Origin of the sequence: Sphaerisporangium album, from assembly GCF_003323745.1 — a bacterium.
GTDB lineage: Bacteria > Actinomycetota > Actinomycetes > Streptosporangiales > Streptosporangiaceae > Sphaerisporangium > Sphaerisporangium album.
Genome location: NZ_QOIL01000027.1, coordinates 34,648 through 48,768 on the forward strand (window position 1 = coordinate 34,648; position 14,121 = coordinate 48,768).

Below are 14,121 nucleotides of genomic sequence, written 5' to 3' on the forward strand. Positions count from 1 at the left end.
GTCCGATAAAGCGCCGTCCGGAACGGGGGTTTCGCGAGGCCAGGTGTCGCCGGGCGCGGGGGTGGGGTAGGAGCCGGAATGTTCCGTGCCACGCCGGAGGCGCCCCGCGCGCGAGAGGCGTTACCATCCGAACGTACGGTCAGTAAATGAGTCCTCGACGGGGAGGTCTGTGATGGCCACGCTCAGCAGCTACGTCACCGGTTCCTGGCATGTTCCGGACGATGAGGGGGCGCCGCTGCACGACGCCGTCACCGGGGAGGAGGTCGTCAGGATCTCCTCCGCCGGGGTCGACTTCGGCGCCGCGCTGCAGTACGGCCGCCGCGTCGGCGGCCCCGCCATCCGCGAGATGACCTTCCACCAGCGTGCCGCCCTGCTGAAGGCGCTCGCCTCCTACCTGCGCGAACGCCGCGAGGAGCTGTACGCGCTGTCCCTGCGCACCGGCGCGACCCGCGGCGACTCGCGGTTCGACGTGGACGGCGGCATCGGCGTGCTGTTCTCGTACTCCAGCAAGGGCCGCCGCGAGATGCCGAACGACACCGTCTACCTCGACGGCCCCGCCGAGCAGATCGGCAAGGGCGGGTCGTTCGCCGCCCGGCACCTGTGCACGCCGCTGCGCGGGGTCGCCGTGCAGATCAACGCCTTCAACTTCCCCGTCTGGGGGCCGCTGGAGAAGCTCGCGCCCGCCTTCATCGCCGGCATGCCCTCGCTGGTCAAGCCGGCGGGCCAGACGGCGTACGTCACCGCGCGCCTGGTCGAGATGATCGTCGAGTCGGGCCTGCTTCCCGAGGGCTCGCTGCAACTCGTCTGCGGCAGCGCGGGCGACCTGTTCGAGCACCTCACCGAGCAGGATCTGGTGGCCTTCACCGGCTCGGCCTCCACGGCCCAGAAGCTGCGCACCCACCCGGTCGTCGCGGCCCGCTCGGTGCGGTTCAACGCCGAGGCCGACTCGCTGAACTGCTCGATCCTCGGCCCGGACGTCACGCCGGGCGACCGGGAGTTCGACCTGTTCGTCGAGCAGCTCGTGACCGAGATGACGGTCAAGGCCGGGCAGAAGTGCACGGCGATCCGCCGGGCGTTCGTCCCCCGAGCGCTGCTCGGCGACGTCGCCGAGGCCACGGCCGCCCGGCTCGCCGCGATCACGGTCGGAAACCCGGCCGACCCGGCCGTGGGCATGGGGGCGCTCGCGAGCCTCGGCCAGCGCGAGGAGGTCCGCCGCGCGCTGAAGGCCCTGACGGCGGCGGGCTCGCCGGTCTTCGGGGATCCCGACCACGTGGACGTCGTGGGCGCCGACGCCGAGCGCGGCGCGTTCATCTCGCCGGTGCTGCTGCGCGTGGACGAGGCCGACCGGGCCGAGCCGCACGAGGTCGAGGCGTTCGGGCCGGTCAGCACGCTCATGCCGTACACCTCGGCCGAGCAGGTGATCGAGCTGGCCGCGCGGGGCCAGGGCAGCCTCGCCGGGTCCGTCGTCACCGGGGACGCCGCGTTCGCCCGCCAGGTCGTGCTGGGTACCGCTCCCTGGCACGGCCGGCTGCTCGTGCTCGACGCCGAGGCCGCCAAGGAGTCGACCGGGCACGGGTCGCCGCTGCCGATGCTCGTGCACGGCGGGCCCGGCCGGGCGGGCGGCGGCGAGGAGATGGGCGGTGTGCGGGGCATCCTGCACCACATGAACCGCACGGCCGTCCAGGGGAGCCCGGACATGCTGTCGGCGATCACCGGCCGCTGGGTCGCCGGCGCCGCGCGCACCGAGACCGAGGTCCATCCGTTCCGCAAGCACCTGGAGGACCTGCGGATCGGCGACACCGTCGTCGCGGGGCCGCGCCGGGTGGACCTGGAGGACATCGAGCACTTCGCCGAGTTCACCGGGGACACGTTCTACGCGCACATGGACGAGGAGGCCGCCAGGGCGAACCCGTTCTTCGACGGCCGGGTGGCCCACGGGTACCTGATCGTGTCGCTGGCGGCGGGCCTGTTCGTCGACCCCGACCCCGGGCCGGTGCTGGCCAACTACGGCCTGGAGAACCTGCGCTTCCTCACTCCCGTCTACCCCGGCGACGAGCTGACGGTCACGCTGACCGCCAAGGGCGTCGACCCGCGCGAGGGGGCCGAGTACGGGGAGGTCCGCTGGGACGCCGACGTGACCAAGCAGGACGGGTCGTCGGTGGCCAAGTACGACGTGCTGACGCTGGTGGCCAGGCGCGAACGCTGACGGCCACGGCTCGCGGGCCTCGGCGTCCGGGCGGCGCTGCGGCCCCGTGAGTTGCGCCGGGGCCGGGGCTGAGCGAGACTAATAACTGACCGAATGTTCGGTAATAGGGGCGGGTATGGCTGACCTCCAGGAGCACTTCGACCGTACGATCGAGCGGGACCAGCGCGTGGAGCCGCGCGACTGGATGCCGGACGGCTACCGCAAGACCATGATCCGGCAGATCGCGCAGCACGCCCATTCCGAGATCATCGGGATGCAGCCCGAAGGGGCGTGGATCACCCGGGCGCCGTCCCTGCGCCGCAAGGCGATCCTGCTCGCCAAGGTGCAGGACGAGGCCGGGCACGGGCTCTACCTGTACTGCGCCGCCGAGACGCTGGGCGCCGACCGCACCGAGCTCACCGAGATGCTCATCGAGGGGCGGCAGAAGTACTCCTCGATCTTCAACTACCCCACGCTCACGTACGCCGACGTCGGCGTGATCGGGTGGCTGGTCGACGGCGCGGCCATCTGCAACCAGGTGCCGCTCTGCCGCAGCTCGTACGGGCCGTACGCGCGGGCGATGATCCGCATCTGCAAGGAGGAGTCGTTCCATCAGCGGCAGGGCTACGAACTGCTGATGACGATGATGAAGCGGGGCACCGAGGCCCAGCGCGCCATGGTGCGGGACGCCGTCGACCGCTGGTGGTGGCCGTCCCTCATGATGTTCGGCCCGCCCGACGACGCCTCGCCCAACACCGCCAGGTCGATGGCCTGGAAGATCAAGCGGCACACGAACGACGAGCTGCGGCAGCGGTTCGTGGACATGACCGTCCCGCAGGCCGAGGCGCTCGGCGTCACGCTGCCCGACCCCGAGCTGCGCTGGAACCCCGAGCGGGGGCACCACGACTTCGGCGCGATCGACTGGTCGGAGCTCCAGCGGGTGATCAGCGGCAACGGGCCGTGCAACGCCGAGCGGATGGCCGTCCGGCGCGCCGCGCACGAGGACGGCGCCTGGGTCCGCGAGGCCGCCGCCGCGCACGCGCGCAAGGCGTCCGCCGTGAGCCGTCAGGAGGTGGTCGTATGAGCGACTGGCCGTTGTACGAAGTGTTCGTGCGCAGCAAGCGGGGGCTCAACCACGTGCACGTCGGCTCGCTGCACGCCGCCGACGACGAGACCGCGCTGCGCCACGCCCGCGATCTCTACACGCGCAGGAACGAGGGCGTGAGCATCTGGGTCGTCCGGTCCGAGCACATCGCCGCCACCAGCCCCGACGAGAAGGACCCGTTCTTCGCGCCGAGCGGCGACAAGGTCTACCGGCACCCGACCTTCTACACGATTCCCGATGACGTTCCCCATATGTGAGGTGTGAGGCGTCATGACCACCTTCGACCCACACGCGACGCCGCCGGCCGCCGACACGGACCTCCCGGCGGGCGAGGTCGCGGACGCCTCCCCGGGCAACGCCTACGAGGCGCTCAACGAAGGCGACGACCCCCGCTGGGCGTACGGGACGGGCTTCGCCGACCCGCTGGCCGGGGTGGACACCCGCGTGCCCGACGGCGTGGACGCCGCCGACCTCGCCGCCTACTGCCTGATGCTCGGCGACGACGCCCTCGTCATGTCCCACCGCCTCCAGGAGTGGTGCACCCGCGCGCCCGAGCTGGAGGAGGAGGTCGCCCTGGCCAACATCGCGCTCGACCTGCTCGGCCAGGCGCGGCTGCTGCTGTCCCGCGCGGGCACCGCCGACGGGTCGGGGCGGGACGAGGACGCGCTGGCGTTCCTGCGGGACGCGGGAGACTTCCGCAACGTCCGGCTGGCCGAGGCCGTGAACGGCGACTTCGGGCACGCCATGGCCCGGCTGCTCGTCTTCTCCACCTGGCGGCTCGCGCTGCTCGGCCACCTGACCGGCTCGCGCGACCCCGTCCTCGCCGCCGTCGCCGTCAAGGGCGTGAAGGAGCTGACCTACCACCGCGACTACGCCGCCGGGTGGGTGGTCCGGCTCGGCGACGGCACGGCGTACTCCCGGGAGCGGATGCGCGAGGGGTTCGCGGCCGTGTGGCCGTTCGTGCCGGAGTTGTTCGTCCCGCACGAGGTGGAGTCCCGCCTCGTCGTCGCGGGCGTCGCCGCCGACCCGGCCACCGTCCGCGCGGAGTTCGACGCCGTACTCGACCAGGTCCTGACCGCCGCGACCCTCACCCGCCCGCCCGGCACGGGACCGGCCGAGCCCCTCGGCCGCGCGGGGACGCACACCGAGGCGCTGTCCACCCTCCTGTCCGAACTGCAGGACATCGCCCGCACCCATCCGGAGGCGACGTGGTGACCACCTACGAGATCACCCCGGTGCTGACGGATCCCGCACCACACGGGGAGGCGGCGTGGTGAGCGCGCGCGAGGTCGCCGAGACCGTGGCCGACCCGGAGCTGCCCATGCTCACCCTCGCCGACCTGGGAATCCTCCGCGAGGTCACGGAGGACGAGGACGGCGCCGTGGTCGTCACCATCACCCCCACCTACAGCGGGTGCCCGGCGATGGAGGTGATCCGGGCGGACCTGTACGCCGCCCTGCGCGCCGCCGGGTACGCCGACGTCCAGATCCGCACGCTGCTGTCGCCCGCGTGGACCACCGACTGGATCGGCGAGAGCGGCAGGCGCAAGCTCGCCGAGGCGGGCATCGCGCCGCCCGGTCCCGTCCGGGAACGCGCCGGCGGACCGGTGCCGGTGACGCTCGGGCCGCCGCGCAGGCGGGTGACCTGTCCCAACTGCGGGGCTCACGACACCGAGGAACTCTCACGCTTCGGCTCCACCGCCTGCAAGGCGCTCTGGCGCTGCGACGCGTGCCGGGAACCGTTCGAGCACGTCAAGGAGCTGTGAGATGCGCGAGGAAACCGGTGGGGCCGCGACGACGCAGGGGACGGCGCGGGCGGCGGTGCTGGACCGGGCGCGGCGGCGGGCCGGGTTCGTGGCGCTGCGCGTCGCGCGGGTCGACCGGCTGTGCGAGGACGCCGCCGCGATCACCTTCGACGTGCCCGCCGAACTCGCCGACGACTTCGCCTTCGAGCCCGGCCAGTCCCTCACGCTGCGCGCCATGGTCGACGGGCGCGACGAGCGGCGGTCGTACTCGATCTGCTCCCCGGCGGGCGGGCCGCTGCGCATCGGAGTCCGCGAGATCCCCAGCGGCCTTTTCTCCACCTGGCTGGTGCGCCACCTGAGGCCGGGGGACCAGGTGGCCGTCCAGCCACCGAGCGGCGGGTTCACCGCCGACCTGGCCCGGCCGGCCCACCACGTGTTCATCGCCGCCGGGTCGGGCATCACGCCCGTCCTGTCCATCGCCTCGTCCGCGCTGGCCGTGCCGGGCTCGCGGGCGACGCTGTTCTACGGCAACCGCACCACGCGGACCGTCATGTTCGCCGAGGAGCTCGCCGACCTCAAGGACTCCGCGCCCGCCCGGGTCGAGCTGGTCCACGTGCTCTCCCGCGAGCCCCGGGAGCCCGAGCTGTTCACCGGTCGTCTGGACGCGGACAAGCTCGGCGTCCTGATCCCCGCGCTGATCGCCGTCCCCGGCGTCGGGCACTGGTGGCTGTGCGGGCCGTACGAGATGGTGGTCGGCGCGCGGCGCGTCCTGAACGGCCTCGGCGTGCCGGCGGAGCGCATCCACCACGAGCTCTTCTACGTGGACGAGCCACCTCCCGCCCCCGTCCGCCCGGTGGAGGGAACCGAGGAGGCCACCGCCGAGGTCACGGTCATCCTCGACGGCCGCGCCACCACCACCGCCCTTCCCCGCGACGTCACCGTCCTGGAGGGCGCCCAGCGCGTACGCCCCGACCTCCCGTTCGCCTGCAAGGGCGGCGTGTGCGGCACCTGCCGCGCCCGGGTCGTCGAGGGCGAGGTGAGGATGCGCCGCAACTTCGCCCTCGAACCGTCCGAGGTGGCGGCCGGTTACGTCCTCACCTGCCAGTCGACCGCGACCTCGGAGAAGGTGACCGTCGACTTCGACACCTGACGACCGTTTCGGAGACCCGGCACCCGAGAACCGCGCCGGGGCGCCTCACCGTACGTGGCGTTCACCTTCGTGGGTGTTACGTCGTGGTCAGGCGCAGGTGCCAGCGGTGGTTGTCGGAGGTCAGGGTCACCTGGGCGAGCGGGGGGACGTCGATCTTCCAGAACGCCTGGGGTGGGGCCGCAAGGACGTGGGTCACGGCGGCTCTGATCACGGCCGGGTGGGTGATCGCCGTCGTCCGCCCGGCGTCGTGAAGCGTCGCGAGCCAGGTGGCGACGCGGTGGACGACGGCGAGCGTCGACTCGCCGCCGTGCGGAGCGGACGCGGGGTCGGTGAGCCAGGTGAGGACGTCCTCGGGGCGCTCGGCCTGGACCTCTGCCAGCGTGCGGCCCGCCCAGCGGCCGGCGTCCCAGTCTCGCAGCGCCTCGACGGGCTCGGCGGCCAGGCCGAGTCCCGAGGCCGTCTGCAGGCAGCGCCGAGAGGGGCCGCACAGGACTTTCCCGACATTTCCGGGGGTGGTGCCATCTCGCGTGTCGCGGGGAGCGGGGTCGTTTCGCGCGTCAGTGGAGGCCGCGTGCTCGCCGGGCCTTTCCGGGGCGTCGTCCGCCGGGGGTGTGGCCGACGGGAGAGGGGCGGTGGCGAACAGGGGGTCGGGGGCTGTGGGCAAGGGGGTGGCGGGGGCGAAAAGGGGGGTGGCGGTGGCGAGTTGGCGTAGGCCCTGGTCGTTGAGGGCTTCGTCCAGGGGGAAGGCGGCTCGGCGGAGGGCGTCGGTGGAAGCGTGGCAAATTAGGACAATCCTCGCCGTCATGCGTATCCCTCCGTGGCGCGGGTGGACGCGATTGTCTCCCCTGACGCCAGTTGACGCGCCAACGGTTCACACCGTAGCGTCCAAGCGACATTGCTGACGGTGTGGGGAAGCCAGCGAAACTCTGGTACGGCCGCGCCACTGTGACCGGCCCCTTCGGGGACCGGGAGTCAGACCCTCCGTCGTCGCGCCATTCCCTATGGGACGCGTGATCCCGAGGAGGCACATCCATGGCCAACGCCGCCGTTCCCCAGTCCCGGCCTGTTCCCGTCCGCATTCCCGTCAGGGAACTGCTGCCGTGGACGATCTTCGCCGGTGTCCTCGCCCTCGCCCTCATCTACTTCGTCGGTGCGGAGCAGGGGGCGACCTCCCTGATCTCCGGCGACACCGTGCACGAGTTCGTGCACGACGCGCGTCACCTTCTCGGCTTCCCCTGCCACTGAGGCGGGGTCAGAGCCGGAATGGTGAGAAACCTCCTGGTCCGCGGCATGCTCGCGGGCCTGGCCGCCGCTGCCCTCGCCCTGGTGTTCGCCTGGGTCTTCGGTGAGCCCCAGGTGTCGGCGGCGATCGCCGTCGAAGAACGCGGGGGCGGCCACGCGGCGCACGCCCCCGCCGTGCCGGGCGCGGCGGCGCCGGAGTCAGGGCACGAGCACGCGGACGAAGGTTCCGTCAGCCGTGACGTGCAGTCCACGGTGGGCCTCGCCACGGGGCTCGGCGTGTTCGGCGTCGCGGTGGGCGGCGTCTTCGCGCTCGTGTTCGCGTTCGCCTACGGACGGCTGGGCTCGTTCGGGGCCCGGGCCACGGCGGCGCTGCTGGCGCTGGGCGCGTTCGTCACCGTCGAACTCGTACCTTTCATGAAATATCCCGCCAACCCCCCGGCCGTGGGCGACCCCGCCACGATCTCCCGCCGGACGGTCCTCTACCTGGCCATCCTGGTGATCTCGGTGCTCCTCGCGGTCGCCGCCGTCTACCTCGCCCGGCAACTGGCCCCCCGCCACGGCACCTGGAACGCCACGCTGTTCGCCGCCCTCGCCTACGTCGTGGCCGTGGCCGTCGTGTACGTGCTCATGCCCACGGTGGACGAGGTCGCGCCGGACTTCCCCGCGTCCTTACTGTGGCGCTTCCGGATCGCCTCGCTCGGCATGCAGGCGATCATGTGGAGCGGCATCGGGCTCGTCTTCGGCGTCCTCGCCGAGCGCGTCCTCACGCCGCGCCGCGCGCTCCTACCCGCCGCCTGACCCTCACTCCCGGCAGGGGCGGGGCCACCCGCCACCCGCCCCGGCCACCTGCGGCGACGCGCCGCTGGGAAGGACATCCTCGACATGCTGGACCGGCCCCCGGCGGCCGTACGCCACCACTACCCCTTCACCGCGGTGGTGGGGCTCGACACCCTCAAGCTGGCGCTCGTCCTCAACGCGATCTCGCCGCGCACCGGCGGCGTGCTGATCCGCGGCGAGAAGGGGACCGCCAAGTCCACGATCGTCCGCGCGCTGGCGGCCCTGCTGCCGCCGGTCGCGGTCGTGGCCGGGTGCCGCTTCTCCTGCGACCCGGCCGCCCCCGACCCCGCGTGCCCCGACGGCCCGCACGGCGACGGCCCCCCGGCCGCCGTACGTCCCGCGCGGCTGGCCGAGCTGCCCGTCGGCGCGTCCGAGGACCGCCTGGTCGGCTCGCTCGACCTGGAGCGCGCGCTCACCGAGGGGGTCAAGGCGTTCGAGCCGGGCCTGCTCGCCGCCGCGCACCGGGGCGTCCTGTACGTGGACGAGGTGAACCTGCTGCACGACCACCTCGTGGACCTGCTGCTCGACGCCGCCGCGCTCGGCACGTGCTACGTCGAGCGCGACGCCGTGTCCGTCCGGCACGCCGCCCGGTTCATGCTGGTCGGCACCATGAACCCCGAGGAGGGCGAGCTGCGGCCCCAGTTGCTCGACCGCTTCGGCCTGACCGTCGAGGTCACCGCGTCCCGCGACCCGGAGGAGCGGGCGCAGGTCGTGCGCCGCAGGCTGGCGTTCGAGGACGACGCCGAGGCGTTCGCGGCCCGGTGGGCGGACGCGGAGGACGACCTCGCCGCCCGGATCGCCGCCGCCCGCGACCGGCTGTGCGAGGTCACCCTCTCCGACGCCGCGCTCACGCGGATCTCCACGATCTGCGCGGCGTTCGACGTGGACGGCATGCGCGCCGACCTCATCACCGCCCACGCCGCCGTCGCCCACGCCGCCTGGCGCGGCGGGACGCGGGTCACCGCCGAGGACATCCGCCAGGCCGCCCGCCTCGCCCTGCCGCACCGCCGCCGGCGCGACCCGTTCGACGCGCCCGGCCTGGACGAGTCCGAGCTCGACGCCCTGCTCGATGACGCCGAGCTGGATGATCCGGTAGCCGGGGAGGCGGGTCCGGAGGAGCCGGGGCGTCCGGACGAGCCGCGTGCGGACGAGCCCGGTCTGGACGGGCCGTTCTCGGAAGGCGGTTCTGGCACGGACCCTGGCCCCGCGTCCGGGCAGGACCCCGTACCCGGGCCGGACGACGACCCCGACCCGGGCCCGCCGCCCGGCCCCGGCGGGAGCGGCGGGGCTCCCGAGCCGCCGTCCGCGAACGGCCACGGCGCTCAGGCCCACGACGCCCCGGCGGGCGAATCGGCCGGTACCCGGACGCGACCGGTGGCCCAGCCCGGCGGTACCTACCGCGTGCGCGCGCTGACCGTCCCCGGCCTCGGCACGGGCGCCCCCGGGCGCCGCTCGCGGGCCAGGACGTCGTACGGCCGCGTCTCCGGCTCGCGCGTCCCCGGCGGACGCCTCCTGTCGCCGCACCTCACGGCCACCCTGCGCGCCGCCGCGCCGTACCAGCGCGAGCGCGGCCGGACCGGCCCGGGGCTGGTCGTGCGGCGCGGCGACCTGCGCGAGGCCGTGCGCGAGGGACGCGAGGGCAACCTCGTGCTGTTCGTCGTCGACGCCAGCGGCTCGATGGCCGCACGCCGGCGCATGGGCGCGGTCAAGGGCGCCGTGCTGAGCCTGCTGCTGGACGCCTACCAGCGCCGCGACAAGGTGGGGCTGGTGACGTTCCGCGGTTCCGGCGCCGAGCTGGTGCTGCCGCCGACCTCGTCGGTCGAGGCCGGAGCCGCCCGCCTGCGCGAACTGCCCACGGGCGGCCGTACCCCGCTCGCCGCGGGGCTGCGCCGGGCCGCCGAGGTCGTGCGCGTCGAGAGGCTCCGCGACCCGGCGCGCAGGCCGCTGCTGGTCGTCGTCACCGACGGGCGGGCCACCTCCGGGACGGCCGCCGACGTGCGGCGGGCCGCGTCGCTGCTCAGGGGTGTCGCCGCGGTGGTGGTGGACTGCGAGAGCGGCCCGGTACGGCTCGGCCTGGCCACGGGGCTCGCCGTGCTGCTGGGCGGCGAGGCCGTCCGGCTCGAACGGCTGGCGGCGGGCGGGCTGCGCGATCTCGTCCGCGAACACAGGAAGGCGGCCTGACATGCCTCAGGGGAAACCGGCCGAGGTGCCGGAGGACGGCCTGACCACGCGGCAGCGGCGCAACCGGCCGCTCGTGTTCGTCCACACCGGGCCGGGCAAGGGCAAATCCACGGCGGCGTTCGGGCTGGCGCTGCGCGCCTGGAACCAGGGCTGGCCGATCGGCGTGTTCCAGTTCGTCAAGTCCGCCAAGTGGCGCGTGGGGGAGGAGCGGGCGCTCACCGTCCTCGGCGAGTCCGGGGCGGGCGGCACCGTGGCCTGGCACAAGATGGGCGAGGGCTGGTCCTGGATCAAGAAGGCGGGCACCGAGGACGACCACGCCGCCGACGCGCGCGAGGGCTGGGAGCAGATCAAGCGGGACCTGGCGGCGGAGACGTACCGGCTGTACGTGCTGGATGAGTTCACTTACCCCATCAAATGGGGGTGGATCGACGTCGATGACGTGGTCGCCGCCCTGGCGGGACGGCCCGGCACGCAGCACGTCGTCATCACCGGCAGGGACGCCCACCCGCGGCTGCTGGAGACCGCCGACCTGGTCACCGAGATGGCCAAGGTCCGGCACCCGATGGACACCGGCCAGAAGGGCCAGAAGGGCATCGAATGGTGACCCCGGCCGGCCCGCGCCTGGTGATCGCCGCGCCGTCGTCGGGGGCGGGCAAGACGACGGTGGCCACCGGGCTGATGGCGGCGCTCACCGCCAAGGGCATGGCGGTCTCGCCGCACAAGGTCGGCCCCGACTACATCGACCCCGGCTACCACGCGCTCGCCTCCGGCCGTCCCGGACGCAATCTCGACCCCTGGCTGGTTGGCGAGGAGCTCGTCGTCCCCCTGTTCCTGCACGGCGCGGCGGGGGCGGGCATCGCCGTCGTCGAGGGCGTGATGGGCCTGTTCGACGGCGCGTCCTTCCCCACGGGCGCCGCCGGCGCGTCCACCGGCACCGCGGACGGCGGCGGCCCGGGCATCGCGGGCGGTCGTGGCTTCGGCGGCGCGGGCCGTCTCCCCGGCGGCGACTTCGCCTCCACCGCGCACGTCGCCAAGCTGCTGAACGCGCCGGTCGTCCTGGTGGTGGACGTCGCCGGGCAGGCGCGGTCCGTCGCCGCGCTGGTCCACGGCTTCATGGCGTACGACACCGGCGTCCGGATCGGCGGGGTGATTCTCAACAACGTCGGCTCGCCGCGTCACGCGGAGATCTGCCTGGACGCGCTGGCCGAGACGGGCATCACGGTGTTCGGCGCCATCCCGCGCACCGACATCGCCGCGACGCCGTCGCGCCATCTGGGCCTCGTGCCCCCGGCCGAGCGCAGCGCCGAGGCCGTGCGCGCGGTCGCCGAGGTCGGCGAGCTGGTCGCGGGCACCTGCGACCTGGAAGGGCTAGTCCGTCTCGCCGAAAGCGCGCCCGGACTGCCCGGCCCCGCCTGGGACCCCGAGACGGCCGTGCGCGACGGGCGACGCGACGCCCGCGTGGGCCGTGGCGGCGAGCCGCGGCGCGAGGTCCTGGCCGGTGGCGGGCCGGTGCGCGAGGTCGTGGCTGGTGGTGAGCCAGTATGCGAGGTTGTGGCCGGTGGCGGGTCGGTGCGCGAGGTCGTGGTCGCGGTGGCCGGGGGGAAGGCGTTCACGTTCGGGTACGCCGAGCAGGCGGAGCTGATCGCCGCCGCGGGCGCGACCGTCGCCGTCTTCGACCCGCTGACCGACGAGCGCCTTCCCGAGGGAACCGGCGCGCTAGTCCTGCCCGGAGGCTTCCCCGAGGTGTACGCGGGCGAGCTGTCGGCCAACGAGCCGCTGCGCCGCGCGGTGGCCGCGTTCGGCGGGCCTATCGCCGCCGAGTGCGCGGGCCTGCTCTACCTCTGCCGTGAGCTGGACGGGCGCCCCATGTGCGGCGTCATCGACGCGACCGCCGCCATGACAGGCAGGCTGACGCTCGGCTACCGCGACGCCGTCTCCGTACGCGACTCGGTGCTGACCCGCGAGGGCGAGCGCTACCACGGGCACGAGTTCCACCGCACGCGCGTCACCCCGCCGTCCGGCGACGTGCCGCTCTACCGCTGGCGCGGCGGCGCGGACGGGTTCGGCGGGCCGCGCCTGGCCGCGTCCTACCTGCACCTGCACTGGGCGGGCAGCCCCTACCTGGCGACGCGGCTGGTGAAGAGCGCCGCGCGGTACGTCCCGGCGGCGGGCACGGGCTCGGCAGCGGGTACCGGCTCGGGAACCGGCTCGGGAGCGGAGAACGGCCTGGCGGCGGGCGGTGGCTCGGGAGCGGGCGGCGGTTCGGGAGCGGGCAGCGGCTTGGGAGTGGGCGGCGGTTCGGGAGTGGGCGGCGGCTTGGGAGCGGAGAACGGCCTGGCGGTGGGCAGGGGCTCGGCTGGCCGGAACGGCCCTGAAGGGGTCACCGGCCCGGCGGGGGAGAATACCCCCGCAGTGGGCGACGGTCCTTCCGCGGAGAGTGGTCCGGCATGAGCGGCCCGGTGGTCGTGGTCGGCATCGGCGCGGACGGCTGGGACGGGTTGCCGGATCCGGCGCGGCGGGAGATCCAGGCGTGCGAGGTGCTCATGGGGAGCGCCCGGCAGCTCGCGCTGCTACCGGAGACCGGGGCCGAGCGGGTCGTCTGGCCCTCCCCGATGCTCCCTGCCGTCCGCGGCCTGCTGGCCGAGCGCGAGGACCGGGCCGTGTGCGTGCTGGCCAGCGGCGATCCCATGCTGCACGGGGTCGGGACCACGCTGGCGCGGATGCTCGGCCCCGAGCGTGTGCGCGTGCTGCCGCACCCGTCGTCGGTGTCGCTGGCCTGCGCCCGCATGGGCTGGCCCGTCGAGGACACGCGGGTGGTGAGCCTGGTCGGGCGTCCGGTCGAGCTGGTGAACCGGGTGCTGCACCCGGCGGCCCGCGTGCTGGTCCTCAGCGCGGGCGCGGACTCCCCGGCGCGGGTCGCCCGGCTCCTCGCCTCCCGGGGTTACGGCGCGAGCGCGATGACCGTACTCGAACGGCTCGGCGGCCCGGCCGAGCGCCTGGTCACCGGGACCGCCGCGAAGTGGGACGCCGTCGTGGACCCGCTCAACGTCGTGGCCCTCGAGTGCCGCGCCGACCCGGGCGTGACTGCGCTCCCGGGCGTTCCGGGCCTGCCCGACGAGGCCTTCGAGCACGACGGGCAGCTCACCAAGCGCGAGGTGCGCGCGGTGACGCTCTCCTGTCTCGCCCCGCTGCCGGGCCAGGTGCTCTGGGACGTGGGCGCGGGCGCGGGCAGCGTCGCCATCGAGTGGATGCGGGTCCATCCCGCGTGCCGCGCCGTCGCCGTGGAGGCCCGCGCCGACCGCGCCACGCGGATCGCACGGAACGCGGACGCGCTCGGCGTGCCCACCCTGCGGGTCGTGACCGGCGCGGCCCCCGAGGCCCTCGCGGGGCTGGAGGCGCCCGACGCGGTGTTCGTCGGCGGCGGCGCCACCGTGCCGGGCGTCCTCGAGACGTGCTGGGACGTGCTGGGCGGCGGCGGGCGGCTGGTGGTCAACGCGGTGACCGTCGAGTCCGAGGCCGTCCTCGCCGCCTGGCACGCCCGGCACGGCGGCGACCTGCTGCGCCTGTCGGTCCACCGCGCCGGCCCCGTCGGCGGCTTCACCGCCTGGCACCCCGCGATGCCGGTCACCATCTGGACGGCGGTACGCCCATGACCGCCTCCTCGCCGCACAGGGGCG

Annotated in this window: 13 protein-coding genes and 1 riboswitch; of the genes, 12 read left to right on the forward strand and 1 reads right to left on the reverse strand. The window is 74.3% G+C overall.

What is annotated here, in order from left to right:
- Window positions 1-169: 169 nt before the first annotated feature.
- From paaZ to paaE, 6 genes are all read left to right on the forward strand, one after another.
- Window positions 170-2,206, forward strand: coding sequence for a phenylacetic acid degradation bifunctional protein PaaZ (paaZ, locus tag DQ384_RS34755; RefSeq protein ID WP_220183293.1), 2,037 nt, complete (start codon window positions 170-172; stop codon window positions 2,204-2,206).
- A 115-nt stretch (window positions 2,207-2,321) separates the two neighbouring features.
- Window positions 2,322-3,269, forward strand: coding sequence for a 1,2-phenylacetyl-CoA epoxidase subunit PaaA (gene paaA / locus DQ384_RS34760; RefSeq protein WP_114033129.1), 948 nt, complete (start codon window positions 2,322-2,324; stop codon window positions 3,267-3,269).
- Window positions 3,266-3,547, forward strand: a complete 282-nt coding sequence (paaB, locus tag DQ384_RS34765; protein ID WP_114033130.1) for a 1,2-phenylacetyl-CoA epoxidase subunit PaaB — start codon at window positions 3,266-3,268, stop codon at window positions 3,545-3,547. Before paaA ends, paaB begins: the two co-directional genes overlap by 4 nt.
- A gap of 13 nt (window positions 3,548-3,560) precedes the next feature.
- Complete coding sequence (paaC, locus tag DQ384_RS34770) at window positions 3,561-4,505, forward strand: 1,2-phenylacetyl-CoA epoxidase subunit PaaC (protein ID WP_114033131.1); 945 nt, start codon at window positions 3,561-3,563, stop codon at window positions 4,503-4,505.
- 58 nt (window positions 4,506-4,563) lie between these two features.
- Window positions 4,564-5,055 carry a 1,2-phenylacetyl-CoA epoxidase subunit PaaD gene (gene paaD / locus DQ384_RS34775; RefSeq protein ID WP_281274162.1) on the forward strand — a complete coding sequence of 164 codons (492 nt, stop codon included), beginning with the start codon at window positions 4,564-4,566 and terminating at the stop codon, window positions 5,053-5,055.
- Between the two features lies 1 nt (window position 5,056).
- The gene (gene paaE, locus DQ384_RS34780; RefSeq protein WP_114033133.1) at window positions 5,057-6,184 is read left to right on the forward strand and encodes a 1,2-phenylacetyl-CoA epoxidase subunit PaaE; all 1,128 of its coding nucleotides are present in this window, start codon (window positions 5,057-5,059) and stop codon (window positions 6,182-6,184) included.
- 76 nt (window positions 6,185-6,260) lie between these two features.
- On the opposite strand, the gene DQ384_RS34785 is transcribed toward paaE, so the two are convergent.
- On the reverse strand, window positions 6,261-6,989 hold the full coding sequence (locus DQ384_RS34785) for a histidine phosphatase family protein (RefSeq protein ID WP_114033134.1): 729 nt from the start codon (window positions 6,987-6,989) through the stop codon (window positions 6,261-6,263).
- Between the two features lie 45 nt (window positions 6,990-7,034).
- A riboswitch (cobalamin riboswitch) is annotated at window positions 7,035-7,184 on the forward strand.
- Window positions 7,185-7,216: 32 nt separating this feature from the next.
- Between DQ384_RS34785 and DQ384_RS34790 the strand changes: the two genes are divergently transcribed.
- From DQ384_RS34790 to cbiE, 6 genes are all read left to right on the forward strand, one after another.
- Window positions 7,217-7,429: a CbtB domain-containing protein gene (locus tag DQ384_RS34790; protein WP_114033135.1), complete on the forward strand. Its 213-nt coding sequence runs from the start codon at window positions 7,217-7,219 to the stop codon at window positions 7,427-7,429.
- 18 nt (window positions 7,430-7,447) lie between these two features.
- Window positions 7,448-8,224, forward strand: a complete 777-nt coding sequence (locus DQ384_RS34795) for a CbtA family protein (protein ID WP_114033136.1) — start codon at window positions 7,448-7,450, stop codon at window positions 8,222-8,224.
- Window positions 8,225-8,308: 84 nt separating this feature from the next.
- On the forward strand, window positions 8,309-10,444 hold the full coding sequence (locus DQ384_RS34800) for a magnesium chelatase subunit D family protein (protein WP_114033137.1): 2,136 nt from the start codon (window positions 8,309-8,311) through the stop codon (window positions 10,442-10,444).
- Window position 10,445: 1 nt separating this feature from the next.
- Window positions 10,446-11,048: a cob(I)yrinic acid a,c-diamide adenosyltransferase gene (gene cobO, locus DQ384_RS34805; protein ID WP_114033138.1), complete on the forward strand. Its 603-nt coding sequence runs from the start codon at window positions 10,446-10,448 to the stop codon at window positions 11,046-11,048.
- The gene (locus tag DQ384_RS34810) at window positions 11,042-12,895 is read left to right on the forward strand and encodes a cobyrinic acid a,c-diamide synthase CobB (protein WP_181871581.1); all 1,854 of its coding nucleotides are present in this window, start codon (window positions 11,042-11,044) and stop codon (window positions 12,893-12,895) included. The genes cobO and DQ384_RS34810 overlap by 7 nt, the downstream gene beginning before the upstream one ends.
- The gene (gene cbiE, locus DQ384_RS34815) at window positions 12,892-14,097 is read left to right on the forward strand and encodes a precorrin-6y C5,15-methyltransferase (decarboxylating) subunit CbiE (protein WP_114033139.1); all 1,206 of its coding nucleotides are present in this window, start codon (window positions 12,892-12,894) and stop codon (window positions 14,095-14,097) included. Before DQ384_RS34810 ends, cbiE begins: the two co-directional genes overlap by 4 nt.
- Window positions 14,098-14,121: the final 24 nt, after the last annotated feature.